Source organism: Caulobacter henricii (assembly GCF_001414055.1).
GTDB lineage: Bacteria > Pseudomonadota > Alphaproteobacteria > Caulobacterales > Caulobacteraceae > Caulobacter > Caulobacter henricii.
This window is the reverse complement of the sequence record NZ_CP013002.1, coordinates 903,170-927,500: the sequence shown is the minus strand read 5'-3', so window position 1 is coordinate 927,500 and position 24,331 is coordinate 903,170. Positions and strand designations below refer to the sequence as shown.

At 65.8% G+C, this 24,331-nt stretch carries 22 protein-coding genes; 13 read left to right on the top strand and 9 right to left on the bottom strand.

Annotated features, from left to right (window positions below; genetic code table 11):
- Window positions 1-771 precede the first annotated feature (771 nt).
- Window positions 772-1,203, top strand: coding sequence for an RrF2 family transcriptional regulator (locus AQ619_RS04380; protein WP_062144797.1), 432 nt, complete (start codon window positions 772-774; stop codon window positions 1,201-1,203).
- A gap of 108 nt (window positions 1,204-1,311) precedes the next feature.
- Here AQ619_RS04380 and AQ619_RS04375 read toward each other — a convergent pair whose 3' ends face one another.
- Together AQ619_RS04375 and AQ619_RS04370 are read right to left on the bottom strand one after the other, a co-directional pair.
- A complete protein-coding gene (locus AQ619_RS04375) occupies window positions 1,312-1,743 on the bottom strand; it encodes a CBS domain-containing protein (RefSeq protein ID WP_062144794.1) in 432 nt (143 codons plus the stop codon).
- 58 nt (window positions 1,744-1,801) lie between these two features.
- The gene (locus AQ619_RS04370) at window positions 1,802-2,449 is read right to left on the bottom strand and encodes a rhomboid family intramembrane serine protease (protein WP_062144792.1); all 648 of its coding nucleotides are present in this window, start codon (window positions 2,447-2,449) and stop codon (window positions 1,802-1,804) included.
- Window positions 2,450-2,598: 149 nt separating this feature from the next.
- Between AQ619_RS04370 and hfaA the strand changes: the two genes are divergently transcribed.
- The 11 genes from hfaA to AQ619_RS04315 all read left to right on the top strand — a co-directional run bounded on the left by hfaA (window position 2,599) and on the right by AQ619_RS04315 (window position 16,933).
- Complete coding sequence (hfaA, locus tag AQ619_RS04365; protein WP_062144788.1) at window positions 2,599-3,045, top strand: holdfast anchoring protein HfaA; 447 nt, start codon at window positions 2,599-2,601, stop codon at window positions 3,043-3,045.
- A complete protein-coding gene (gene hfaB, locus AQ619_RS04360; protein WP_062144785.1) occupies window positions 3,035-4,051 on the top strand; it encodes a holdfast anchoring protein HfaB in 1,017 nt (338 codons plus the stop codon). The genes hfaA and hfaB overlap by 11 nt, the downstream gene beginning before the upstream one ends.
- The gene (hfaD, locus tag AQ619_RS04355; protein ID WP_166504139.1) at window positions 3,969-5,207 is read left to right on the top strand and encodes a holdfast anchor protein HfaD; all 1,239 of its coding nucleotides are present in this window, start codon (window positions 3,969-3,971) and stop codon (window positions 5,205-5,207) included. The genes hfaB and hfaD overlap by 83 nt, the downstream gene beginning before the upstream one ends.
- Before the next feature lie 189 nt (window positions 5,208-5,396).
- On the top strand, window positions 5,397-7,226 hold the full coding sequence (locus AQ619_RS04350) for an ABC-F family ATP-binding cassette domain-containing protein (RefSeq protein WP_062144779.1): 1,830 nt from the start codon (window positions 5,397-5,399) through the stop codon (window positions 7,224-7,226).
- Window positions 7,227-7,483: 257 nt separating this feature from the next.
- Complete coding sequence (locus tag AQ619_RS04345; protein ID WP_062144776.1) at window positions 7,484-9,556, top strand: hybrid sensor histidine kinase/response regulator; 2,073 nt, start codon at window positions 7,484-7,486, stop codon at window positions 9,554-9,556.
- Between the two features lie 43 nt (window positions 9,557-9,599).
- Window positions 9,600-10,586, top strand: coding sequence for an ABC transporter substrate-binding protein (locus AQ619_RS04340; protein WP_062144773.1), 987 nt, complete (start codon window positions 9,600-9,602; stop codon window positions 10,584-10,586).
- Complete coding sequence (locus AQ619_RS04335; protein WP_062144770.1) at window positions 10,583-11,335, top strand: ABC transporter ATP-binding protein; 753 nt, start codon at window positions 10,583-10,585, stop codon at window positions 11,333-11,335. Before AQ619_RS04340 ends, AQ619_RS04335 begins: the two co-directional genes overlap by 4 nt.
- 5 nt (window positions 11,336-11,340) lie before the next feature.
- Window positions 11,341-12,099 carry an ABC transporter permease gene (locus AQ619_RS04330; protein WP_062151269.1) on the top strand — a complete coding sequence of 253 codons (759 nt, stop codon included), beginning with the start codon at window positions 11,341-11,343 and terminating at the stop codon, window positions 12,097-12,099.
- Window positions 12,100-12,158: 59 nt separating this feature from the next.
- Window positions 12,159-12,842 (top strand): hypothetical protein, encoded by a 684-nt coding sequence (locus AQ619_RS04325; protein WP_062144767.1) that lies wholly within the window; start codon window positions 12,159-12,161, stop codon window positions 12,840-12,842.
- On the top strand, window positions 12,842-13,930 hold the full coding sequence (locus AQ619_RS04320) for a DUF2336 domain-containing protein (RefSeq protein ID WP_062144763.1): 1,089 nt from the start codon (window positions 12,842-12,844) through the stop codon (window positions 13,928-13,930). Before AQ619_RS04325 ends, AQ619_RS04320 begins: the two co-directional genes overlap by 1 nt.
- Before the next feature lie 93 nt (window positions 13,931-14,023).
- Complete coding sequence (locus tag AQ619_RS04315; RefSeq protein ID WP_062144759.1) at window positions 14,024-16,933, top strand: M16 family metallopeptidase; 2,910 nt, start codon at window positions 14,024-14,026, stop codon at window positions 16,931-16,933.
- 66 nt (window positions 16,934-16,999) lie between these two features.
- Here the strand turns inward: AQ619_RS04315 and AQ619_RS04310 are convergent, their stop codons facing one another.
- A complete protein-coding gene (locus AQ619_RS04310; protein ID WP_062144756.1) occupies window positions 17,000-17,932 on the bottom strand; it encodes a hypothetical protein in 933 nt (310 codons plus the stop codon).
- Window positions 17,933-18,104: 172 nt separating this feature from the next.
- On the opposite strand from AQ619_RS04310, the gene AQ619_RS04305 reads away from it, so the two are divergent.
- Window positions 18,105-18,653: a PAS domain-containing protein gene (locus AQ619_RS04305; RefSeq protein ID WP_062144753.1), complete on the top strand. Its 549-nt coding sequence runs from the start codon at window positions 18,105-18,107 to the stop codon at window positions 18,651-18,653.
- Here the strand turns inward: AQ619_RS04305 and AQ619_RS04300 are convergent.
- The 6 genes from AQ619_RS04300 to AQ619_RS04275 form a co-directional block, all read right to left on the bottom strand.
- Window positions 18,650-19,078: a globin gene (locus AQ619_RS04300; protein WP_062144750.1), complete on the bottom strand. Its 429-nt coding sequence runs from the start codon at window positions 19,076-19,078 to the stop codon at window positions 18,650-18,652. The two genes, AQ619_RS04305 and AQ619_RS04300, sit on opposite strands and share 4 nt — an antisense overlap.
- A 5-nt stretch (window positions 19,079-19,083) precedes the next feature.
- The gene (locus AQ619_RS04295) at window positions 19,084-20,031 is read right to left on the bottom strand and encodes an aldo/keto reductase (protein WP_062144748.1); all 948 of its coding nucleotides are present in this window, start codon (window positions 20,029-20,031) and stop codon (window positions 19,084-19,086) included.
- Window positions 20,032-20,041: 10 nt separating this feature from the next.
- Complete coding sequence (locus tag AQ619_RS04290) at window positions 20,042-21,706, bottom strand: choline dehydrogenase (protein WP_062144745.1); 1,665 nt, start codon at window positions 21,704-21,706, stop codon at window positions 20,042-20,044.
- Between the two features lie 230 nt (window positions 21,707-21,936).
- Window positions 21,937-22,788 carry a class I SAM-dependent methyltransferase gene (locus AQ619_RS04285; RefSeq protein WP_062144742.1) on the bottom strand — a complete coding sequence of 284 codons (852 nt, stop codon included), beginning with the start codon at window positions 22,786-22,788 and terminating at the stop codon, window positions 21,937-21,939.
- A gap of 51 nt (window positions 22,789-22,839) precedes the next feature.
- Window positions 22,840-23,463, bottom strand: a complete 624-nt coding sequence (locus AQ619_RS04280) for a class I SAM-dependent methyltransferase (RefSeq protein ID WP_062144739.1) — start codon at window positions 23,461-23,463, stop codon at window positions 22,840-22,842.
- A gap of 67 nt (window positions 23,464-23,530) precedes the next feature.
- Window positions 23,531-24,064, bottom strand: a complete 534-nt coding sequence (locus tag AQ619_RS04275; protein WP_062144737.1) for a gamma carbonic anhydrase family protein — start codon at window positions 24,062-24,064, stop codon at window positions 23,531-23,533.
- Window positions 24,065-24,331: the final 267 nt, after the last annotated feature.

The following is a 24,331-nucleotide window of genomic DNA, read 5'->3' as shown; positions in this document are numbered from 1 at the left end:
TTCAAGAGACCGCATTTGTCAGCGTTCGAGATGAACCTTTTCAGTCCATCGCCAGAGCGCCGCCGCCTGCGTTTCTCTTTCCAAATCAACAATGTCAAAGACCCAGAGCCGAAGCTCCCAGAACCGCCTCTCAGCAGCACCACCGCTTAACGCCCGGTGTCGGCGGAGGCGGCTATCTATCCAACCCCGAATTCCGTGTCAAACCGTTTTTTACAAAACGTTTTGAATTTCTCAATCCGCTCAGCCCGAAGGCATTCCCGGAAGAGTTGGCAGCTTCTAAAGAAACCACCAAACCCAGTCAAGCTATTATTTAGAAGAAAACTTCGAAACAATGGCCAACTAGACTTTCGAAATACTTCAAAGATCTTGCTGATCTCTTCGGCATTTCTCAGGGAGGGCGGCTTCTAACGAAGCCAGATCTCCCTGTCAACCGACCGATCTGAACTTTGTTTCCGCCCGGCAAGTGCCGTAACCAGAGACAAAAACGGACCCCAAAGCGCGCCCCGAAGGTGCGCCTACGAAATCCGTGACCGGGTCGATTGAAGCCGCAGAAACTAGCGATCCATCTGACGAAAAGCAAGGCCCGAAAGCCTGAATTTCGTCCGATCGGCGCTGGCCCCGAGGCGAGGGGCGGCTTCTAGAGACCCCGCCCCGGACTCGCAAGCGCTGAATCGCGGAAATATCCCCATACGGGGCAATCGCCTGTGTACGGATGCTTGCACCTGCGCTTTTCCTCCCCCAGAAGTCGGGATTAGAGGAGCACCCGCCTAGATGTTGTCCCAGAAGGCGCGTTATGCGCTGCGCGCAATGATCGAACTGGCCCGCGAGGACGGACAGGTTACCGCCGGCGAACTGGCGGTCCGGGCCGATGCACCACGCAAGTTTCTGGAAGCGATCCTGTTGACCCTGGCCCGCGAGGGCCTGGTCGTCAGCCGTCGCGGCAAGTTCGGCGGCTATCTGCTCGGCCGCCCCGCCGCAGAGATCAATTTTGCCGAGGTCATCCGGCTGGTCGACGGCCCCCTGGCCCTCGCCCCCTGCGTCAGTCGCACGGCCTTCCGTCGTTGTGAGGACTGCCGTGATCTGGCGACCTGCGCCCTGCGTGAAGCCCTGCTCAGGGCCCGCGATGCCACGGCCCAGGTCCTGGAAGGCTACAGCCTGGCCGACGCCGTTGCCGGCGAAGGCGCAGAACTGCTCGGCGGCTAGAGCCCATTCCGGCCTGACGGAGTCATCCGGGCGGCTGAACCGCGCACTGGCTCAAGGGTCTGAGCGCCCTTCGATCCGATTGCTGTTTCACACCGGCCGGAAAACGCCCTAGCCCGCCGCGATATAGGCTTTCAGCCCCTCAGCTTCGGCCTGGGCTTCATTGATCTTGTACTTCACCAGGTCGCCGATCGAGATGATGCCGACCAAGCGTCCCTCGCGGACCACCGGAAGGTGGCGGATCCGGCGGTCGGTCATCCGCTCCAGCAGGACATCGATCGACTCTTCTGGCTGAGCGAAGATCACATCAGCGCTCATACAGGTGGCGATCGGCTTGGTCAGGGCTCCGCCCCCCTCCTTGGCGATCACGCGAACAATGTCGCGTTCCGACAGAATGCCGACAATGGCCTCATCAGCATCGACCACGACCATGGCCCCAACCCGGCGGGTATGGAGCAGGGCCGCAGCAGCACCCACCGTTTCCTGGGGCGAGGCCGTAAACACCAGATCGCCCTTGTCCTTCAGGATCTGAGAAACCAGCACTGAGCACCTCCCTTGTTCATTCTTGTGGGGGAGAGGGTCTCGCAAAGCGGTGCGGGGATCAATGGCCGTGTGAATTTGCTGCCAGCCAGGAGGCCGGCGAGACCAGAAGGGCCCCGGCGACGAAGCCGAACAGGTGGGCCTCCCAGGCCACCGCCCCCGTCAGGCCCGGAAAGCCCCCAAAGGCTGCCATGACCAGATTGATGACCAACCAGCTGAGGGCCAGGGACAGGGCGCGCGGTGCGAAGGGGCTGCTCAGCACCCCGGGACGATCCATCAGTCGGCCCGCCGCGCCCATCAGGCCGGCGACAGCTCCCGAGGCTCCGACCACCAGGGCGGTCGAGCCAGGGTGAAGGGCGGCATAGGCCAGGCCCGCACCCATACCCGACATTATATAGAGCAGGACGAAGACACTTCCGCCCCGCAGGCCAAGACCGAGCAGGCGGGCGACCGGTGCCCCGAAGGCCAGGGCAAAGGCGGCATTCATCAGGGCGTGAATCCAGCCACCATGCACAAAGAGCGAGGTGACCAGCCCGGCCACCTCCCCGCGCCAGATGCGAACCGGCTCCAGCGCCAGGCTGTAGATCGTATCCGGGCTGGCACCGGCCAGGAGCAGATGCGACAGCAGGATGCTCGCCGCCGCCAGCAAGGCCGGCCAGGGCGCATTGAACATCGGTTCGCGGGGTTCTTCGGGACGATCGAGGGTCATGCACTCTTACATAGGATGGCGGCGCGCGTTTCAGAGTCGCACTGCCTATCGCTTAACCATTTTGCGAGACCTTGGCTCTAGACCGGAAGCTGTATGAATTTGGCACGGGGGTTGCTTGCACCTTCGCGTCGGCAGTCGCGGAGGCTCCCATGGCCTGGCAGATCAGAAACAGCATCGTCGTCGGCGCAGGCCTTGTCGCTGTCGTCGCAGGGCTCAGCGCGCCGGTCGCGACCCTCGCCCAGACCATGTCGAGCAATTCCGCCGCCTTCAATGCCGGCTATGGTCGCATCGCCGGTCAGGAAAACCGCGTGGTCGACTATTCGACCCGGGACGCCAATGGCAACCGCATCATCGTTGACGGCGTGATGCTGACCGGCGCCGACCAGAGCGTCTTTTCGTCCAGCCATTCCTCGGGATCGCTGGATGCCTATTCGGGCGTCGGCGGTCGCGGCTACAGCAGCTCGACGGCGATCGGCAACAATCTGACGGTCATCACCCAGGGCAACAACAATACGGTGATCGTCAACTCGACCCAGACCAACACCGGCAATATCTCGGCAGGATCTTCGGTGAAGGGCGTCACCGATGGGAAATAAGCGCCTATCCCTGGCCATCATGGCCCTGGCCTGCAGCGCCCTGACGGCTTGCGGCACGAGCGTGCCCAAGGTCTCGATGGAAGGCAATTACGCCAAGCCGATCGGCACGGCACCGGTCACCGCCAACCCGACCGACTATTCCGCCGCCCTGGTCTGCCTGAGCCAGTATGCCAAGCAGAACCGCATTGCGGCTCCGCGCATCGCGATCGGCCGCATCGCCGACTATACCGGCAAGGAAGAGTCCGACGGCTCGGGCCGCAAGGTCACCCAGGGGGCCTCCCTGCTGGCCATGTCCGCCTTCGCCAAGGCCGGCATGCCGATGGTCGAGCGCTTCGACACCTCGGTGTCCGAGTTCGAGCTGAAATACGCCAACAACAAGCTGATCAGCGACCGTCCCAATCCCGCCGCTGACGTACCGGTCGACTATCGCCGCATCCTGGCCGGTCAGGTGCCGGGTTCGGACTTCTATGTGGTCGGCGGCATTACCGAGCTCAACTACAATATCCGCTCGGCCGGCGTTGACGCCTATGCCGGCGACAAGGACACCGACGGCCTGAAGGGCAGTTTCAAGCGCCGGGTGTTCGTGATGAACATCGCCCTGGACCTGCGTCTGGTGAATACCCGCACCCTGGAAGTGGTCGATGTCGTCGCCTACCAGAAGCAGGTGGTCGGGCGCGAGGTCAGCCTGGGCGTCTTCGACTTCCTCAATGGCAACCTGTTCGATATCTCGGGCGGTCGAGGCGCGCTGGAGCCGGTCCAGCTGGCGGTGCGCGCCCTGATCGAGCGCTCGGTCGTCGAGTTCAGCGCCAATCTCTATGGCATGCCCGGCCCCCAGGGCTGCATGCGCTATGACCCGCTGGGCGACCCCACCGTCGGACAGACGGGAGCCTTCACGCCCGCCTACAACAATTTGGGAACCAACAATGCGCAGACCCGCGAAGACCCGTCTCGCTGGAACGCTCGCAGCGATCCCGATCTGCGCAATGCTAAGCGGGGTCGCTACTAGCCAGACCGCGCCCAGCACGGTTCTGAACAACCAGATCAATCTGGGCGACGTCTTTGCCGAGCAGACCCTGAACGTTGAAACCGTCACCGACGGCTTCAGTGCCAGCACGATTGCGCCGGCTAACAGCGCCCTGGTCTCGGTACGGGATACCGACGCCGTCCTGACCTCGAACCAGGACAATTCCGGTCAGGTCCTGGCCCACGGCGTGGTCAATCTCGGTCTCAATGGCGGTGCCCGCAGCCACATCACCAGCACCGCGGTCGGCAATGCCGGCACGGCGGCGGCCGACAATGGCACCCTCACGGGGCGGGTGACCCAGCTGAACACCGCCGGGGTCACGGCCCGCAGCCAGCTGGAAGCCGATCATGCCGAACTCCAGGATGTGTCGATCAGCACGCTGGCCCAGGGCAACAGCCAGGGCCTGACCCTGATCAATGCCGCCATGGGCGTGCGGGTCAGCCAGGGCAATACGGCCAATGTGCTGGCCGATGGCGGTTCGATCGCCGGCGCGATCACCGGCACGGCGGCGGTCGCCGGCACGGCGACAGGGAACAACATCACCCTCTCGGGAACCGAGCAGTCGGCCGCGCGCGTGATCACCGAGCAGTCCAATGCCGGCATCACCCAGGCCAGCAAGTTCACGGCCTATGGCTCGAGCTATCTGAGCAGCACGGCGGCTTCTGCCAGCGGCAACAATCTTTCCGCGACCAATGAAGGCCCGCTGCTGGATGTCGCGAGCAACCAGTACAATGCCGCCTATGTCCGCGCCCAGGCCGAGGCGACGTCCTACCAGTTCAGCGCCGCCCAGGTCGGCGCCCATGGCGTCGGCAATTCCGCCCTGGTCGGCAACTATGGGCCCGAAGTGGTGCTCGACAACATCCAGACCAATGAAGGCGGCGGCGTCGAAGCCCTGGCCCTGTTCGAGGGCCATGACGGCTATGATGCCGTGGCCACGGCGACGGCCATGGGCAATGCGGTGACCGCCTATGCCTGTTCGCAGTGCAGCGGCCAGATGACCATCCGCAACAATCAGGTCAACAGCACCGAGGTCGGTGCCCGCACGACGACGACCGCCGGTTCGGCCCGCTCGATCAGCGGCATCACCACGGCTACCGGCAACAATGCCAGCTTCTATGTGAGCTCGCCCAGCCACTAGCCGGCCCTTGATATCGGGCCGCGGCAGCGGGTCCGGCTTCAGGACGCCCCGGACCTGCCGGGACTATGGGCGAGGCCATGGCTCGCGGTCTGCTGCGGCCTGGCCGGTTTTTGTCGTTTTTTCCCGGCCATCCCTGATATAGGCCGCATCCTCCGCGATATCCCGACGCCTCCCCACTAAGAGCACCTTATGGCTTCCCCTGCCCGCGCGCCTATTCTCGCCCTCAAGGACGTCCGACTGGCCGACGGGGCCAAGCCCCTGTTCGATGGTGTCGACCTGGCACTGGAGCCGCGGATCCGCGCCTGCCTTGTGGGCCGCAATGGCGCCGGCAAATCCACCCTGCTGAAGATCCTGGCCGCCAAGGGTATCGAGGCCGACAGCGGCGAGCGCTCCGTGCAGCCCGGGGCCAAGATCATCTTCGTCGACCAGGAACCGGAGATCACCGGCGCAACCCTGCTGGACTACTGCACCGCCGGCGGCGCGGAGGACTATGAAGCCCACGCCACCCTGGCTGATTTCGGGCTCGACTACAGCAAGGGGACCGAGGGCCTTTCCGGCGGCGAGCGGCGGCGCGCGGCCCTGGCCCGCGCCTTTGCCGAGCAGCCGGACGTGCTGCTGCTGGACGAGCCGACCAACCACCTCGACATCTTCGCCATCCAGACCCTGGAAGAAGAGCTGGCCAATTCCAAGTGCGCGGCCCTGATCGTCAGCCACGACCGCGCCTTCCTCAACCGCGTCACCCAGCGCACCTTCTGGCTGGAGCACCGCAAGGTCCGCCGCCTCGACAAGGGGTTCGCCGAGTTCGAGGTCTGGAGCGAACAGGTGCTGGCGGCCGAGGCCGACGAGGAACGCCGTCTCAACAAGCAGCTGGAAAAGGAAAACGCCTGGCTGGCTCGCGGCGTTCAGGGACGTCGGGCCCGCAATGAAGGCCGCCGCCGGGCCCTGATGGACCTGCGCAGCCAGAAGCGTGACCTGCAGGCCGACAAGCGCGGCAGCATGACCATGGCGGTCGAGTCCTCCGGCACCTCAGGCAAGCGGGTGGTCGAGGCCAAGCACGTCACCAAGCGTTTCGGCGACCGGGTGATCGTCGAGGACTTCTCGACCCGCATCCTGCGCGGTGATCGCGTGGCCCTGGTCGGTCCCAACGGGGCGGGCAAGACCACCCTGGTGCGCATGCTGCTGGGCGAGCTTGAGATCGACGCCGGCGACATCAAGCTGGGGACCAATCTCGAGATCTCCTATGTCGACCAGAACCGCATGGCGCTGTCGGAGAAGATGACGCTGTGGGACTTCCTGACCCCCGGCGGCGGCGACTCGATCCTGGTGCGCGGCGTTCCCAAGCACGTGGCCGGCTATGCCAAGGAATTCCTGTTTACCGAGGCCCAGCTCCGCCAGCCGGTCACCAGCCTGTCCGGCGGTGAGCGCAACCGCCTGCTGCTGGCCCGGGCCCTGGCCTCGCCGACCAATCTGATGGTTCTCGACGAGCCGACCAATGACCTCGACATGGACACCCTGGACCTGCTCGAGGAACTGCTGGCCGATTTCGAAGGGACGCTGATCCTGGTCAGCCACGATCGCGACTTCATCGACCGGCTGGCGACCTCGACCATCGCCATGAATGGCCATGGCAAGGTGCTGGAAACGCCGGGCGGCTGGAGCGACCTGATCGACCAGAGCCCCGACTTCTTCAAGGGGGCTCGCGGGGCCGCCGGCGATTTCGCCACCGGGACCGGCTCGCACAAGGCGGTCGTGACCGCATCGCCCCCGCCGCCCAAGAAGGCCGGCAAGCTGTCCTACAAGGACCAGCGCCGTCTGGAGGAATGCGAGGCCCTGGTGGCCGCCAGTCCCGGGATCATCGGCGACCTCGAAGCCCGGCTGGCGGACGCGAACTTCTATGCACGGGACCCGGCCGGTTTCGACAAGGTGATGAAGGCCCTCGACAAGGCCCGCAGTGACCTGGCCCAGGCCGAAGAGGACTGGCTGGCGCTCGAGGAAAAGCGCGAGGCCATGGTCGGCTGAACGGCTCCTCAGCGACGACTGGTACGGCCTGGGCAACGGCGTACCAGCCAGTGCCCTCATGGTTTTCAGTAAAGACCCGCGCTTGAATCCCAGCGAACCTTATGCATCCTCAAGCGCCCGTCGAAGTAGAGACGGGGCGACCACAAGTTGGACTTGAGTTGATGGTGCGCCGCATCTGCGACAAAGCGCCACAGCAACTGAATTGGCCGCAACCTTAGACACGCGCAAGCGTATCAAGCTGGGGGGACAGGAAGAGTATGCGGCAAGAGTTGGCACAACTTGAGCGTCAGCGGCAGGATGCTCTGCTACTGGGCCTGGCTGTGGCTATTGTCGCCAGTCTGGCCTTCAGCGAGTACCTGACTCGCACCGCCCTGGGCGTGGCTTCCTTCTGGCCGGCCAATGGGCTGCTCGCGGTCGGCCTCATGGCGCTCAATGCCCCACGGCGCATCGCCCTCACCCTGGTTATGGTGTTTTTCCATATCGCCACGAGCCAGATGGTCGGCGACAGCCTGACCAAGACCCTGCTCTACACCACCATCGACGTGGCGGAGGCCTTTGCGGTCTGGATTGTCGTCAGCCGCTTCTCCAATGGCGTCATGCGCCTGCGCAACATGCGGCAGCTGGCCATGCTAGTCGCCCTGGGCGCACCCATCGCCACGATCGCTGCGGTGCTTGCTGCCCTCCCGCTCTCGGTGATCACCGGTGCGCCCTTCCTGACGATCCTGTGGGCCTGGTTCGCGCGAAGCGGTCTCGGACTGGCCGTCGTGCTTCCCGCGATCCTGGTCCTCCTCGATGCCGAGCACCGGCGCGCCTTCCACCGGTCAAGGCGCGAACGCCTGGCGATCTACGCCTCGATCGCCGTGATGACCGCGATCTGCTTCTATCCGGACGGGGTACCGGCACCCTTCATGATCTTCCCCCTGGCCATGCTGGCCGCATTCCGTCTGGGCGCGCGCGGCGCGGCGGAAAGCTCTCTCGTCGTGGCCTGCATCGCCATCCCGCTTGTGGCCTCCTCAGGCTATCTCGCGGTGGGTCTACGCTGGGCAGACGCCAATCCGGCCCGCATCGTCCAGGTCTTTGTCTTCCTGCTATTCGGCACAACCTTGGCGACCGGCCTGGCCCTGGCCCAGCAGGAACGCCTCAAGCGCCTGCTCGTCCGCCGGGAACAGCTGACACGGGCGGCCAGGGCCCGGGCCTTGGCGGCGACCGAGGCCAAGACCGAGTTCCTGGCGACCATGAGCCACGAAATTCGCACCCCGCTGAACAGCGTGCTGGGCTTCGCCCAACTGCTCGCCGCCCGTAACGACCTGCCGCCGGATGCGCGACGCCAAGTGAACCTGATCGACAATGCCGGTGGCGCGCTGCTGACCGTCGTCAATGACATCCTCGACTTTTCGCGGGTCGAGGCCGGCCAGGTGGAGCTGTCGCCCCAGCCGACCTCCGCCGCCGCCCTGCTGCGGGACACCGTCGCGATCATGGCACCGGAAGCCCGCGCCAAGGGGCTGACGATCGAGGTCGAGATCATCGACCCGCTCGAGGCCCTACATGATCTCGACGATGCCCGCCTACGCCAGGTCCTGCTAAATTTGCTCAACAACGCCGTGAAATTCACCGAGACGGGGCGCATCGATGCAAGCCTGATCGTCGAGGCCGGCGAAGACGAGGATCGGCTGCGCTTCGAAATCGCCGATACCGGTGTCGGCATTTCCGTCGAGCAGCAGGCCCTGCTGTTCCAGCGCTTCTCACAGATCGACGGGTCCGCCAGCCGTACCTATGGCGGCGCGGGCCTGGGCCTTGCGATCAGCCGAACCCTGGTCGAGATGATGGGCGGCAGGATCGGCGTCGACAGCGTGCCCGGTCGAGGGTCCTGCTTCTGGATCGAGGTTACGGCACCGGTTGCCGAGCCCGTAGCCGCGCCCGAGGCCCGTCCGACGGCGGCACCCAGCGCCGCGCGCATCCTGCTGGTCGATGACCACCCGATGAATCGCGAGATCGGGGTCGCCCTGTTGCTCCTGGCCGGCTGCAAGGTCGACATCGCCGAGAATGGACAGCAGGCCGTCGAAGCCGCTGCGGTCGGCGAGTACGACATGATCCTGATGGATATCCACATGCCGTTGATGGATGGACTGGCGGCAACCCGCGCCATCCGCGCCCTCCACTCGCCCGCCAGCAAGATTCCGATTATCGCCATGAGCGCAGACGCCCTGCCCCAACAGGTCGAGCGCTGCTACGCCGCCGGCATGGTCGATCACATCGCCAAGCCGATCCAGCGCGAGGTCCTGTACGCCAAGGTCGATCGTTGGTTGACCGCGCCCACAAGCATCGACTAGTCGAACAGCGTTCGCCTGAGGCGCTCTAGTCCTGGAGGGATTGATGGGTTTCCGCCGCCTGGCCGCGCTGGCTGTCTGCGCCCTGATCGTCGCCTGTTCGCCATCCAACCAGGAGCCGGCCGACGCCCCCGGCCGCACGGCGATGAAACTGGCGACCGACTGGCGGGCCCAGGCTGAACTCGGCGGCTATTACCAGGCCCTGGCCACGGGTGAATATGCCCGACGCGGTCTGGATGTGACCCTGATCCAGGGCGGTCCGGGCGTGAATGTCCCGCAGCTGCTCGCCACGGGGGCCGTGGACGTCGGCGTCGGCTCCAACAGCTTCATCGTCATGAACCTGGCCAAGGAACAGGCACCGGTGAAGGCCGTGGCGGCCTTCATGGACAAGGACCCGCAGGTGCTGATCGCCCATCCCGGCCAGGGCATCAATTCGATCGCTGACATGAAGGGCCGGCCGATCCTGCTGGCCGACGCCTCGATCACCGCCTTCTGGGTCTGGTTGAAGGCGAAGTACGGCTTCAGCGATGATCAGGTCCGCAAATACAATTACAGCGCCGCGCCGTTCCTGGCCGACAAGCGCATCGTTCAGCAGGGCTATGCCACCAGCGAGCCTTACCTGATCGAGAAGGAAGGCAAGATCAAGCCGGCGGTGTTCCTGCTGGCTGACAGCGGCTACCCGGCCTATGCGTCTATGGCCCTGATGCCGGACAGCTTCATCGCCAAGAACCCGGCCGCAGCCCAGGCCTTTGTCGACGCCACGGCGGCGGGCTGGAAGTCCTATCTCTACGGGGATGCTAAACCCGGTGACGCCGCCATCCTCAAGGACAATCCGGAAATGACCCAGGATGTGCTGGATCAGGCCCGGGAGAAGATGCGGACCTATGGCATCGTGGCCAAGGACGGGATCGGCAGCATGACCGACGCCCGCTGGGCCGAGTTCTTCAAAGTCGCCGCCGACCAGGGCGTCTATCCCAAGGACATGGATTACAAGCGGGCCTACACGCTGCAGTTCCTGCCCAAGGGCCCATGACCCAGTCCATCGCCGCGCTTTCAGCCGTCGAGGTTGACTATCCGGGTCGAGGCCGCGCCCTTGGACCGGTCGACCTTTCACTGCGCGCTGGCGAGGTGGTCGCCCTGGTCGGACCGTCCGGCTGCGGCAAGTCGACAGCGCTTCGCCTGCTGGCCGGGCTGGAACAACCCACCCGCGGAACTGTGACCCGCGCCGCCGGCAAGGGCGAGACCGCCGTGGTCTTTCAGGCCCCGACCCTGGCCCCCTGGCTCAGCGCCCAGGCCAACGTCGCCCTCCCTCTGGAACTCGCCGGTACACCCCGCGCCGCGGCCATGACTGCCGCACAGGAGGCCCTGACCAGGGTCGGACTGGGCGAGGCCCTGGCGGCGCGTCCTGTCCAGCTGTCCGGCGGCATGGCCATGCGTGTGTCGCTGGCTCGCGCCCTGGTGACGGGCCCGCGCCTGCTGCTGCTGGATGAACCGTTTGCGGCCCTTGATGAAATCACCCGCCGCGCCCTGGCCGACGATGTGCTGACCCTGGCCGAAAGCCTGGGGCCGGCGATGATCTTCGTCACCCACAATGTCGAGGAAGCGGTCTATATGGCCGGCCGCGTGGTCCTCATGAGCCCGGGCCCAGGCCGTATTGCCGGTGAGGTCACCATCCAGGGGCCCCTGGTTCGCCCTGCCGGCTTTCGCACCACCGAAACCTTCCGCCAGGCCGTTGAAGCTGTTTCCGGCCTGTTGGCCCAGGCCGGAGCGCGGGCCGCATGAAGACCCTGTCGGCCATCCTGTCGCCGCTGGTCCTGATCGGTCTGCTGCTGACCATCTGGGAACTGACCTGCGCCCGCCTGGCCGTGCCGGCCTATCTGCTGCCGCCTCCCAGCGCGATCGGGGCGGCCCTGGTGGCGAGCTGGCCCCTTCTGCTCGCCTCGGCCTGGGGAACGCTCTCGACCGCCCTCCTGGCCCTGGTCATGGCCAGCCTCCTGGCGTGCGGCCTGGCCCTGGCGGTCAGCCTCAGTCCGCTGCTGGAAGACGCCATCCGGCCCATCGCCGTGACCTTGCAGGTCACCCCCCTCGTCGCCATCGCCCCGCTGGTGACCATCTGGGCCGGTATCGATCATCCAGAGCGGGCGGTGATCGGCCTGGCCGCCGTGGTGGCCTTCTTTCCGATTTTCTCGGGTGCCCTCTCCGGTCTGAAGGCCGTGGATCCCGATCTGGCGCGCCTGTTCGACCTCTATGGCGCGACCTCCGCCCAGCGCCTTTGGCGCCTGCGACTGCCCTCGGCCGTCCCGGCCCTGCTGGAAGGCCACAAGGTTGCGGCAGGCTTGGCCGTGATCGGTGCCGTCGTGGCGGAATTCGTGGCGGGGTCTGGCGGTGCCCAGGGTCTGGCCTGGCGGATCCTGGAATCCTACAATCGCCTGCAAACTGCTCGGGTATTTGCCGCCCTTCTGACCCTGGCGCTGCTGGGCGTCGCCCTGCACGCCCTGATGGAACTGGCCGAGCGTCGCCTTCTGGCGCTTTGGCGCGGGCGTTAGGTCAAGATTAAGCCACAAGGCCTAAGGCTGGAGTCTGAAGTCCTCCGGCAGTCTCCCCGATGCGTTCCCTGGTCATCCTCGCCGTTCTTGTCAGCGTCGCTTCCGCCGCACGCGCCGAGGACACGCGCGAGAGCCGCTATGGACCGCGCCCGAGCCGGGCATCCCCCGCCCTGAGCGCCGCATCAGGCTATGCTGGTCCCATCCTCGGCTGGGCCGGCAAGCAGGAGCCGATTATGGGCCGGGCCGCATCGATCCAGGCCCCACCGGTGCCCACTGCACCGCTCAACATGCGGCCACCGGCCCAGGTCCAGGCTTTTCAGCCCGCCGCGGCCCCGGTAGCCGCCCAGGCGACGATGTCAGAGCCCTGGCGGAATCTCAGGGCCCTGCCGGAGTCGGGTTCGCCGGCTCCCGCACCGGCCCCGTCCGCCCCCCCGCAGCGCCAAACCTTGGCCGCCACCGCACCCCAGACTGTGCCCTCCCGCCTGAACGGCCTGCCCGACAGCGCTCAGCCACCGGGCTTGCTCCCCAGCATGGCCCGGACCTATTCGGTCGGCCGTCAGTACGGCCTGCAGCCTGACGCCCTACCGAGGCTTCAGCCCAATGGAATGGTCTTCATCGCACCCTCTGAGGAGGCGCCGCGACTGAAGGATGACGAACCCCGCCACGGCTCAGCCGAGTGGATGGCGCAGGGGGCCCGCGGCCGTGAAGACGCTGACCGCGGCGGATTGGACGGCACGCTGTGATGCAATCCAAGCTTCACGACCTGATCGCCCTGGCGGATGAACCGTCCAGCGCCAGGCGGCGCGAGCTTCTGCGTGGCGTGACGGACCTGTTCTTCACAGGCGACAGTCACGACCCGGTCCAGATGGGGCTATTCGACGACGTCATGAGCCAACTGGCCGGTGACATGGAAGAAGCCGTCAGGATCGAGCTGGCCGAACGCCTGAGCCAGGCTCCCGCCGCGCCGCGGGGCATCAGCCGGACCCTGGCCAAGGACAGCATTGCTGTCGCCCAGCCGATCCTGAAGAACTCTTCGAGCCTGTCGGAAAACGATCTGCTGGAGGTGGCGCGCACCCGTGGCCAGGATCATCTGCGCGCCATCTCCCAGCGCACCAGGGTTCCCAGTGCGGTTTCGGATGCCATCGTTCAGCACGGCGATGATACTACCCTGGGCGTCCTGTTGCGGAACGAAGGTGCCGTGCTGTCCCGTCAGGCGCACGAAGCGGTCGTCGACCGTGCGGCGGCCAATCCGGCCCTGCACGAGGCCGTGGTCGACCGTCACGGCCTGCCCGTCGATCTGCTGAACGAGATGTACTTCATGGTCGAGGCCAGGCTGCGCGAGCGGATCATGGCCAAGAATGCCGATGTTGATCCCGCGACGCTGGAAGCGGCCCTCGACGCCGGCCGCAAGCGCGTCGCCGCCGGGGACGGTGCCCTGCCGGCGGACCATGCCCAGGCTGAGCACGAGTTCCGCGCCATCAAGGCCAGGGGTGGAGCGACGGCTGCGGCCCTCGCCGCCATGCTTCGCGCCAAGAACACCACCCTTTTCCTGGTGGCCCTGGCCGACATGGCCGATATCGACTTCCACACCGCCCGCCATATCCTTGAGCGGCACGAACTGGACGCCCTGGCTGTGGTCTGCAAGGCCGCAGATTTCGATCGCGCCCTGTTCCTGACCTTCGCCCTGCTGATCCTGGAACCGTCGGATGACGTGATGGGCAAGGCCAAGGCCTATGGCGAACTCTATGGCGCCCTGCCCCGCGAGGCCGCCCTGCGCACGATCCGATTCTGGCGCCTTCGCCGCCAGACCGGTGACGTCGCCGCCGCCTGATCAAGACTTTCGCGGGGCGCTGGCTGCCTTGCTTGCGCCTTCAGAGACGCCCAAGGTGAGGCTTCAAAATCCGCACCTAACCCTAGGCTGTCTATGATTCGCGCTTCGCGCCTGACGCTGCTGGCCGCCGTCGGCCTGTCCCTCGCCGCCTGCTCTGCCCTGCCAAAGCTATCCCTGCCGTCCCTGCCGTCCCTGGCAGGAGCGGGCTCCAACTCGGCACCGGCAGTACCTGCAGGACCCACTCGGGCCTCCCTGAAGCCCGGCCAGTGGGCACACGAGGTCTCCGACATTGCGCCAGACCCCCGCGTGCGGTTCGGCGTTCTGCCCAGCGGCATGCGCTACGCCCTGATGAAGAACGCCACTCCGCCCCAACAGGCCGCCCTTCGTCTGTGGTTCGACACGGGCTCGCTGATGGAGGCCGACGATCAGCAGGGCCTGGCCCACTTCCTCGAGCACATGGCCTTCAACGGCAGCAAGAACGTGCCCGAAGGCGAAATGATCAAGATCCTGGAGCGCCACGGTTTGGCGTTCGGAGCCGACACCAACGCCTCCACCGGCCTGGATCAGACCATCTATCAGCTGGACTTGCCCAAGACCGACTCCGCCACGGTGGACAGCTCGCTGATGCTGCTGCGGGAGACGGCCGGCGAACTGACCATCGCCCCCGAGGCGGTCGATCGAGAGCGCGGTGTCGTCCTCTCCGAGGAACGCACGCGCGACAGCCCCGGCTATCGCGTGGCCATCAAGTCGATGGACTTCCAGATGGAGGGCCAGCTACCGCCCAAGCGCATTCCGATCGGCAAGACCGAGGTCCTCAAGACGGCCCCGGCCCAGCGCATCCGCGACTATTACGAGGCCTATTATCGGCCGGAGCGGGCTGTTCTGGTGGCCGTCGGTGATTTCGATCTCGACGCCATGGAAGCCAAGATCAAGGCCCGGTTCGGCGACTGGACGGCCAAGGGCCCCGCCGGCAAACGCCCTGACCTGGGCAAGGTTGCCAAACGCGGTCAGACTGTCCGCCTGATCGTCGAGCCGGGCGCGCCGCTCGCGGTACAGCTCTCCTGGGCCTCGACCCCTGACGGTCTGATCGAGACCAAGGCCGTCGATGTGCGCGATACCCTGCGCAACCTCGGCTTTGCGGTGCTGAACCGCCGCATGCAGGCCCTGAGCCGCGCTGCGGATCCCCCGTTCATCGCCGGCGGGGCCTTCGCGTCCGACCAGTACGGTGCCGTGCGCATGACCACCCTGGGTGCCACGGCCCAGCCCGGTCGATGGCGCGAGGCCCTGGCGGCCCTGGAGCAGGAACAGCGCCGGGTCCTGCAGTTTGGCGTGCGACAGGACGAACTGGACCGTGAGATCGCCAGCCTGCGCGCATCCCTGGTCGCCGCCGCCTCGGGCGAGGCCACCCAGCGCTCTACGGCCCTGGCCGCAGGCATTGTGGGCAGCCTGACCGACGGCGAAACCGTCACCAGCCCGAGCCAGAACCTGACCGCCTTCGACGAGATCGTCAAAGGCCTCACGGCCGACCAGGTCAGCGCCGTTCTGAAAGCGGCCTTCACGGGCCAGGGTCCCCTGATCCTGATCCCCACCCCGTCTGCCATCGAGGGGGGAGAGGCCACGGTGCTGGCGGCCTATGCGGACTCCGGCAAGGTCGCCGTCCAGGCCCCCGCCGGTCCCGGCGTCACGGCCTGGCCCTATGCCAGCTTCGGCTCGATCGGCAAGGTCGTCGAGCAAAAGGATATCAGCGACCTGGACGCCGTCTTCGTGCGCTTTGAGAACGGCGTACGCCTGACCGTCAAGCCGACCAAGTTCCGCGACGACCAGGTGCTGATCAAGGCCCGCATTGCCAATGGCCTGCTGGACCTGCCCACCACCAGCCAGAGCCCCCTGTGGTCAGGCTCGGCCTTCATCGAGGGGGGCCTCAAGCAGATCAGCGCCCAGGACATGGAGCGGGTCCTGAACGGCAAGATCTGGAATGCCGGCCTAGGCATCGAGGACGACGCCTTCACCCTAAGTGGTCGCACGCGGCCCGAGGATGTCGCCACCGAACTGCAGGTTCTGGCCGCCTTCGCCCAGGAACCGGGCTGGCGACCGGAAGCCTTTACCCGGGTGAAGACCTACTACGGCACCATCCACGACCAGCTGGAAACCACGACCGGTGGCGTCATCGGCCGGGAGCTCAGCGGCTTGCTGCACAAGGGTGACAAGCGTTGGACCTTCCCGACTCGTGCGGACATCGCCTCCGCCTCGCTCGACACCCTGAAGGCGGCCGTCGCAGGCCCGCTCAGCAGTGGACAGATCGAGGTTGTGGTGGTCGGCGACATCACGGTCGAAAAGGCCATAGCTGCCGTGGCCGAAACCTTCGGAGCCCTGCCCGCTCGGTCGGGGCTGACCGCACCGGCGACGGCGCGCGAGGTGCCCTTCCCCGACACATCCACTACGCCGGTCGTGCTGACCCACAAGGGCCGCGCCGACCAGGCCCAGCTGTTCATGGCTTGGCGCACCGACGACCTGTTCTCGGACCTGCAGCGGTCGCGTGACACCTCGGTCCTGGCCCAGGTGATGCAACTGCGTCTGACCGATGAGCTGCGCGAAAAGCAGGGGGCGACCTATTCGCCCTCAGCCGGAGCGACCCACAGTGTCGTCTTCAATGACTGGGGCTATCTGTCGGTCAGTGTCGAGGTTCCGCCTGAAAAGCTGGACGGCGTGATGGCCTCGATCCGCCAGATCGCCGCCGATCTGCGCGACAAGCCGGTCACCGAGGACGAACTGGATCGCGCAAAGAAGCCGCGCATCGACCAGATCGAGAAATCCCGGGTCACCAACGAGTACTGGCTTGGCAACCTGTCGGGGGCCCAGGCTGATCCGCGGATCCTGGACGCGACCCGCTCGGTGATCGCCGGGCTGGAGCGGGTCAAGGCCGCTGATGTCCAGAGGGCTGCACGCACCTTCCTCGGAGCGGACAGATCCTGGACCGTGCTGGTCAAGCCGGAAGGCAAATAGACGAAAAAGGCCCTCCCGCCTGTCCGGCGGGAGGGCCCGATCACTCTGGAAGCTCGGAATTCGGCTCTAGTAGACCACGCCGCCGACGCCACCATCGAGGCTGAAGCTCATCGAGGAGGTGCTGGCCTCGCGGAACTGTTCTTCGCGATAGGCGGTATAGGTCTCGGTCGTCAGCAGGGTCAGGATCTTGACCCCGGCACCGAACCGGCGAAGCAGCGAGCGCTCGTTGCAGTCACGGGCCGGACGTTGCGGACGACAGGACAGGCTGCCCGCCTGGCCGGCCTGGCCCGTACCGGGCGAATAGTAGAGCGCTTCATTCTTGGCACAGATATAGGACTGGGCCCCGCGGCCGCCGGTGCTGATGTCGATCGCGCCGTCATAGTCGCCGATCACATACTGCATGCGCGAGCCGGCGATGCAGCGATAGAGCTCACCGTCATAGCGGTCGTCGATATCCCGATCAGGCGTGACCTGCGAGGCCGGATGCGGCACGTCGCGGTCGTCGAGGCAAACGGCGCGGATAACCACCCGACGCAGCTTGGTCCGGGTCGCCTCATAGGCCGTGCGACGACGCTGTTCGACACCCTCGACATTGAGTCCCTGAATGTAGCCGGTCGACATCGGACCGGAATAGTAGCCACCATGGCTGCCCCCGCCGTAATAGACGGTCGAGCTCGCACCGCCGCCGGCACCGGAAGTCGCACCGGCTGATGCCCCCGCCGAGGCGCTGGCATTGGCATTGGCGTTGACGATCACCGTCGCGCCGACATTGATGTTCACGCCCGGAATATTGACGTTGTGACCCGGCGTGCAGCAGGGCGGCGAAGGCGGTCTCGGAGGCTTGGGCGGCGGAGCAGGAGGCTGGCAACAGGTCGGCGGCGGCGGCGGGCAACCCGTCGTGCAGCCGGCGGCATAGGCCGCGCCCCCCACCATCAGGCTGCCCAGCAGCGCACCAAGGCCCCAAAGCGGCCCGCGCATCGATCGTTTCGGCGCCTTCATGGCGTTTCCCTTCGCACGACGTCGTCCGACCGTTCGGCCAGCAAGAATCGGGCCGTCCTCCGTCGCCCACGCCGGCTTGCGCCAAAACGGGACGATCGGGCTCTGGCCCGGATCTCCTAGCAAGCCCCGTGCGGCAAAAAACAGCCGTGGAAGGACCCGCCAGGGGACAACGATGTTCCATCCAAGCACGGAACGGTTGATAGACTATTGGCGTGATCGCAAAGGCGATGCGCCCGCGCCGTCGCGGGCCGACATCAATCCGGGCGATTTCACCGACCTGCTGCCCCAGGTATTCATCGCCGGGCGGGAGAAACTGGGGCGCGTGCCGTTCCGGCTGGCCGGCGGCTTCCTGAACGATCTGCATGCCCGCGACCTGCGCGGCGAAGACCTGCTCAGCCTCTGGGCCCTGTCGCATCGGCTGGAGGTCAAGTCTTCCCTGGAGATCGCCCGTCGCCGTTGCCAGCCCGTGGTGGTCACCGCCGACATTCGCGCCCAGGGCGTCCCTTCGGTCGGGATGGAAGTGCTGTTTGCCCCGCTGCGCGGCGTGAACGGCGAAACCGATCGATTCCTGGGACTCTATCAGCCGATCGCCATGACCGCGCGCCTGGAAGGGCGACCGGCCTATGAGCTGGGCGTTCGTCAGATCCAGCCGCTGGGTCTCGGCAATCAGCAGGGGGCCAGGCTGCGGCTGGCGACCCTGAACGGCCGCAGGATCGCCTAGAGGCCTGAGGCTCTCGCGGTCTCGAACTGGTTGGTATGGGTGACGTAGTAGTCCAGCTCGATCAGCAGGCCGCGCCAGGCTTCGTCGATCGGGGCCGTCCAGTCCTCGCCCAGAACCTCCCGGAGGGTGTCGGCCACCACCCCAAAGAACGTCCCGAAGACCTCGGGCGAGACATCATAACCGGCGTGGTTCATCGCCTCGGACTGGATCAGGGTCGCCGCATACTGACGCTCGCCAACGAAGTCGAGAATGGCCCGGATCACCTGAGACAGCATCTCGCCGCGCACCTGGCCATTGCCGTCCATGCAGAACAGCGGCTCAAGCTGGGGCTGTTGCGCGAAGAGCCTGGCATAGACCAGGGGCGTCAGGTCAGCGCAGCGCTCGGCAGCCAGGGCCAGGCTTTCCTCGATCAGCTCAGCCCTCACGGCGCCTAGTCCCGTCCGGCCGCGTCAAGATCGGCGATCACCTGGGCCGGCAGAACCAGGCTGGCCGCACCCATCAGCTCCTCCAGCTGGGCCACGCTGGTGGCACTGGCGATGGGGGCCGTGATGGCGGGATGGACCATGACCCAGGCCAGGGCGATCTGGGCGTGCGTGGCTCCGGTCGCTTCGACGGCCTTGTCCAGGGCGGCCAGAACCCGAACACCCTTGTCGTTCATATAGTCGCGCTTGATCGTGTGTCGCCGCGCGCGTCCCTCAAGGTCGGCTTCGGACCGGTACTTGCCCGTCAAGAAGCCCGCAGCCAGGCCGTAGAAGGGAATGATGCCCAGGCCCTCCGCCGCGGCCAGGGTGGCCAGTTCGCCCTCGACCTGGTCGCGGTCATAGAGATTGAACTTCGGCTGGATCGTCGCATAGCGCGGCAAGCCCCTGGTTTCAGAGGCCGCAAGGCTCCCGGCGAGCCGGTCCGGCGAGAAATTGGAGGCCCCGATGGCCCTGACCTTTCCGGCTTTCACGAGTCGGCCATAGGCCTCCAGCGTCTCCTCAACCGGGGTCGCCGCGTCATCCTGATGCGACTGGTAGAGGTCGATATAGTCCGTCTGCAGTCGGCGCAGCGAGCCCTCGACGGCCGCCTCGATATTGGCGGCCGACAGGCCCGGCTGCTTGGGCCACATGGCGACCTTGGTCAGGATCAGCACGTCGTCGCGCCTCCCCCGAGCTTTCAACCAGCGCCCGATGACGCTTTCGGACTCGCCCCCCTCGTGCCCGGGCACCCAGGCCGAATAGACATCGGCCGTATCGACGGCATTGAAGCCACCGCCGACAAAGACGTCGAGCAGACGATGCGAGGTCGCCTCATCCGCCGTCCAGCCAAAGACATTGCCGCCAAACACCAGCGGGGCGGTCGAAAGGCCGGAACGGCCGAGGGGGCGCTTTTGCATGGCTAGCCGATCACGCCGCTGCCGCCCGCCCATCCTCGAATACCGGCGCATCGACAGGGGCCAGGGTCGCCTTGCCACGGATCAGATCGGCGGCGCGTTCTGCGACCATGATAGTCGGGGCATTGGTATTGCCGCCCACCAGGGTCGGCATGACCGAAGCGTCCACCACCCGCAGACCCGCGATCCCCTGCACGCGCAGTTGATCATCGACTACCGCCATGGCGTCGCCCGCTGCCCCCATGCGGCAGGTGCCGACCGGGTGATAGATGGTCTCGGACTTGGCCCGGATCCAGGCGTCGATATCGGCGTCGGCACGCACATCCGCGCCCGGTGCATATTCGGCGTCGCGATAGGGATCCAGCGCCGCCTGGGCCGCGACCTCGCGCGCCATCCGCACGCCTTCGCGCAGGGCGCGGCGGTCTTCGTCGGCGGCCAGGTAGTTGCCCAGGATGGTCGGATCATCGAACGGATCGGCCGAACGCAGGCCCACCGCGCCGCGGCTTTCAGGACGGAGCTGACAGACATGCAGGGTGAAGCCGTCCTTCTCGACGACGACCTTGCCATGGTCCTGCATGATGGCCAGCACGCCATGGATCTGCAGGTCCGGACGGTCAAGGTCCGGGCGCGACTTCAGGAAGGCACCGCTTTCCAGGAACTGCTGGCGGCCCAGACCCTTGCCCAGCAGCATATAGGACAGGCCCGTTGCCAGCTTGTTCAGACCCTTGTTGGCCGAATAGGCGGTCGTCAGGTTCTTCGTCGTCCAGGACAGGCAGACATCGAGATGGTCCTGCAGATTGGCGCCCACGCCCCTGGATTCCTGAACCACGGCGATGCCATTGGCCTTCAGGAGATCCGGTGCACCGATGCCCGACAACTGCAGGATCTGGGGCGACTGAACGGCACCGGCGCTCAGCAGCACCTCGGCATCGGCATAGGCCGTCCGGGCCTCGCCCCCCTTGCCGACGACATAGTCAACGCCGACGGCGCGGCCCTTCTCGATCAGGATCTTGGTCGTGCGGGCCTCGGTCACGCAGGTCAGGTTGGGTCGTGACAGGGCCTCGGACAGATAGGCCGCCGCCGCGCTCCAGCGTTTGCCGTCACGGATGGTCAGGTCATAGGGGCCAAAGCCCTCCTGCTGGTATCCGTTGAAATCCTTTGTGGTCTTGTGCCCTGCCTGGCGTCCCGCCTCGATCAGGGCCGGATAGAAGGGGCTGGGCGACTCACCCTTGGAAACGTGCAGCGGGCCCTGACCCCCGTGATAGGCATCGCCACCGGCATGGTGGGTTTCCGAGCGCTTGAAATAGGGCAGCACCTCCGAATAGGACCAGCCGGACAGACCCATCTGCCGCCACTGGTCATAGTCGCGGGCATGGCCACGGATATAGATCATGCCGTTGATAGCCGAGGATCCACCCAGGCCCTTGCCGCGCGGCCACCAGAGCTTGCGATTGTCGAGGTGCGGCTCCTCCTCGGTCCAGAAACCCCAGTTCTGATCGCCCTTGGCCTTGATCAGCTCGCCGACGCCGGCCGGCATCTTGACCAGGATCGAGGTGTTCTTGCCGCCGGCCTCCAGCAGCAGGACCTTGGTGTTGGGATCTTCCGTCAGTCGCGCGGCCAGGACGCAGCCGGCAGAACCGGCACCGATGACGATGTAATCGAAGCGTTCGCTGGCCATGACCCTGACGCCCTCCCTGAATGTTATCGTTGTTAAGGCAGAGAGTGACGCGGCTTTCCGCTGGACGCAAGGCTAGAGCGTTTTCCGACAGGCCTGAAACGGCCATCGGACCGGGAGGCGCTCTAAACCACTGTTTTAGCGCTCTTTTTCCAATACCCCGATAAGGCTATCAACCCCAGAGGGCCTCCAGGGGTGCGAGCCCCTTGACGCTTTTCCGCCCAGCCTGATGCCTAGCGCCTGGCCTGCACGATCCAGACACAGGCCGGCATCATGACGCCCTGCGGGGTATCATAGCTCTCCAGTAGGGCCTCCAGGGCCTGGCTGACACGCGCGGCAAGGTGAGGCGCGGTCCTGAGGGCTGAGCCCAGGGGCCCAACCCGAAAGTTCAGCCGGAGGGTCTCCGCGACCGAAGATCCGCCGATCAGCGTGTCGAACGGGTCAAGGGTCACGTCTGAAAAACCGGCACCCTCCAGAATGGACCGCACGCGCAAGGGATCAGCAAAGGCGAAAGGCCCCGGTGCCAGGGGATCGGAGGCCGGCATGGGCGGCAGAAATGGCTGAGCGGCGTCCATCGGCGCCCGCATCCAGAGATTTTCCGCATAGGGTCGCCAGCAGACAAAGGCCAGGCGGCCGCCCGGCCTGACCGCGCGATGGAGATTGGCAAAGGCCGCGGCCGGATCGCTGAAGAACATCACGCCAAACCGCGAAAATATGGCGTCGAAAGCGGCCTCGCCCAGGTCAGCGACCTGCGCATCGCTATTACGAAACTGCGGCTCCACCGCATTGACCGGAAGGTCACGGGCCCTGGCCACGGCAAGCATGGGCTCCGAGATGTCGACGCCCACCACCCCTCCGCCGGGGCCGACGCGCGCAGCAAGTTCCAGCGTGGTCTCGCCACAGCCGCATCCGACATCCAGGATCCGCTCGCCCGCTGTGGGGGCCAGAACCCGCATGGCTTCCGCGCCCAGCGGTGCAATCAGGCGATCCAGCTGAGCCTGATGCTCGACCCAGGTCTGACCGACCGCCGTGTTCCAGTAGTCGATCTGGGCGGCATTGGCGCTCGCGGTATCAGGCAATGACATGGGTTCTCCTGGGCGGTCAGGCCGCGCCTTTGACCTTGGGTGATATTGCGATCAGGCCGCCCGCGCGACGCCAAGCTCGCACCAGCCCAGCGGCCGGGGTGCCTTGGGCATATAGAAGGCCTGAATCTCGTCGAGGACAAAGCCGGCAGCGGTAATCCCGCTGCCCACGGGACGGGTCAGGCGGCAACCGCCGGCCAGGGGCGTCCAGATCGGCTCAAGCCGTTTCTGCCAGCGCGCTACCTTGGCATCGGGGGCCAAGCCATGTTCGCAGAACAGGAACTGGCCGCCCGGTTTCAGAACCCGTCGGGCCTCGGAGAGTACAGCCGGCGGCTGGTGTACCGAACAGAGGGTAAAGGTGCACACCACCGTATCAAAGCTGTGGGACTCAAAGCTGAGCTGTTCGGCTTCCCCGTCCAGGACCTCGACGTTTAAACCTGCAGGACGCGGTGCCGCCAGGGCCCGGTCCCTCAGGCCCTGAGACGGATCCACCCCGGTCACGCTGGAGACACGCGAGGGATCGTAAAAGGCCAGGTTGAGCCCCCCGCCGATCCCGAGCTCCAGCACGCGCCCCTGCGCGCGCGGCACGATCTTGGCCCGCTGTTTGGCAATGGCCCCCGCACCACAGGCGCAGCCGATAACGCGCGGCAGGATGTGGCGATCATAGAATGACGTCATGGTGGGTTTCCTGCCGGGGCCTTACCATTCGAAAGAGATCGTCAGCGGGGGTCAAGCCCTCCTGCGATCAGGCACCGGACACGGTCAGGTCGCGACTGTAGCGCTGCCAGTTCTCGACATAGTGCAGGGCCGAGGCCTGCAGGATCAGGGCATGCTGCTCACCGATCTCGCGCACCACCTTGCCCGGAGCCCCCATGACCATCGAATTGTCGGGAATCTCCTTGCCCTCGGTGATCAGGGCCCCCGCGCCGATCAGACAGTTCCTGCCGATCTTCGCGCCATTGAGAACGATTGCTCCGATCCCGATCAGAGAGCCGTCACCGATCGTGCATCCGTGCAGCATCACCATGTGGCCGATAGTCACATTCGCCCCGATGGTCAGTGGCGCGCCATGATCGGTGTGAAGTACTGACCCGTCCTGTACATTGCTGTTTTCGCCGATCTCGATCGGATCGTTGTCCCCGCGAGCAATGGCGCCCCACCAGATACTGGCATTCTTCTTGAGAATGACATGCCCCATGACCGATGCCGTCGGAGCGATCCAGTATTCGCCTGGCGCGGGAAGTGTGGGGCTTAGGGCGCCCAAGGAATAGACAGTCATCCGTACACCCCGTTTTCTTGAAATCGTCGCTTGATTAACATCTGAGAAACCACGTTAGCATCAGTCTAGTCGGGCGATTCGAAGGGAGAAATCACTTCGATTCCCACCGGGGACGATGTTCGCCCCCGGCTCCCGACAACGGAGAACAGGGTGTCGCTCTTGGCGTTCAGGCGTTCCTCGGAACCACCGCCTTCTCGGTCCAGCGCCGAGCCGCCGCGTTGCGCACGCGTCTCCGTTCATCTCCTCCCCACCGCCAAGGACGACGCC

Coding starts and splice junctions, on each gene's coding strand:
- AQ619_RS04350 (WP_062144779.1), top strand. CDS start 5,397: ATGGCTTCCCCTGCCCGCGCGCCTATTCTCGCCCTCAAGGACGTCCGA.
- AQ619_RS04370 (WP_062144792.1), bottom strand. CDS start 2,449: ATGACCCTCGATCGTCCCGAAGAACCCCGCGAACCGATGTTCAATGCG.
- AQ619_RS04320 (WP_062144763.1), top strand. CDS start 12,842: ATGCAATCCAAGCTTCACGACCTGATCGCCCTGGCGGATGAACCGTCC.
- AQ619_RS04280 (WP_062144739.1), bottom strand. CDS start 23,463: ATGACGTCATTCTATGATCGCCACATCCTGCCGCGCGTTATCGGCTGC.
- AQ619_RS04345 (WP_062144776.1), top strand. CDS start 7,484: ATGCGGCAAGAGTTGGCACAACTTGAGCGTCAGCGGCAGGATGCTCTG.
- AQ619_RS04295 (WP_062144748.1), bottom strand. CDS start 20,031: ATGCAAAAGCGCCCCCTCGGCCGTTCCGGCCTTTCGACCGCCCCGCTG.
- hfaD (WP_166504139.1), top strand. CDS start 3,969: ATGCGCAGACCCGCGAAGACCCGTCTCGCTGGAACGCTCGCAGCGATC.
- AQ619_RS04380 (WP_062144797.1), top strand. CDS start 772: ATGTTGTCCCAGAAGGCGCGTTATGCGCTGCGCGCAATGATCGAACTG.
- AQ619_RS04310 (WP_062144756.1), bottom strand. CDS start 17,932: ATGAAGGCGCCGAAACGATCGATGCGCGGGCCGCTTTGGGGCCTTGGT.
- AQ619_RS04340 (WP_062144773.1), top strand. CDS start 9,600: ATGGGTTTCCGCCGCCTGGCCGCGCTGGCTGTCTGCGCCCTGATCGTC.
- AQ619_RS04325 (WP_062144767.1), top strand. CDS start 12,159: ATGCGTTCCCTGGTCATCCTCGCCGTTCTTGTCAGCGTCGCTTCCGCC.
- AQ619_RS04305 (WP_062144753.1), top strand. CDS start 18,105: ATGTTCCATCCAAGCACGGAACGGTTGATAGACTATTGGCGTGATCGC.
- AQ619_RS04335 (WP_062144770.1), top strand. CDS start 10,583: ATGACCCAGTCCATCGCCGCGCTTTCAGCCGTCGAGGTTGACTATCCG.
- hfaB (WP_062144785.1), top strand. CDS start 3,035: ATGGGAAATAAGCGCCTATCCCTGGCCATCATGGCCCTGGCCTGCAGC.
- AQ619_RS04285 (WP_062144742.1), bottom strand. CDS start 22,788: ATGTCATTGCCTGATACCGCGAGCGCCAATGCCGCCCAGATCGACTAC.
- hfaA (WP_062144788.1), top strand. CDS start 2,599: ATGGCCTGGCAGATCAGAAACAGCATCGTCGTCGGCGCAGGCCTTGTC.
- AQ619_RS04290 (WP_062144745.1), bottom strand. CDS start 21,706: ATGGCCAGCGAACGCTTCGATTACATCGTCATCGGTGCCGGTTCTGCC.
- AQ619_RS04275 (WP_062144737.1), bottom strand. CDS start 24,064: ATGACTGTCTATTCCTTGGGCGCCCTAAGCCCCACACTTCCCGCGCCA.
- AQ619_RS04315 (WP_062144759.1), top strand. CDS start 14,024: ATGATTCGCGCTTCGCGCCTGACGCTGCTGGCCGCCGTCGGCCTGTCC.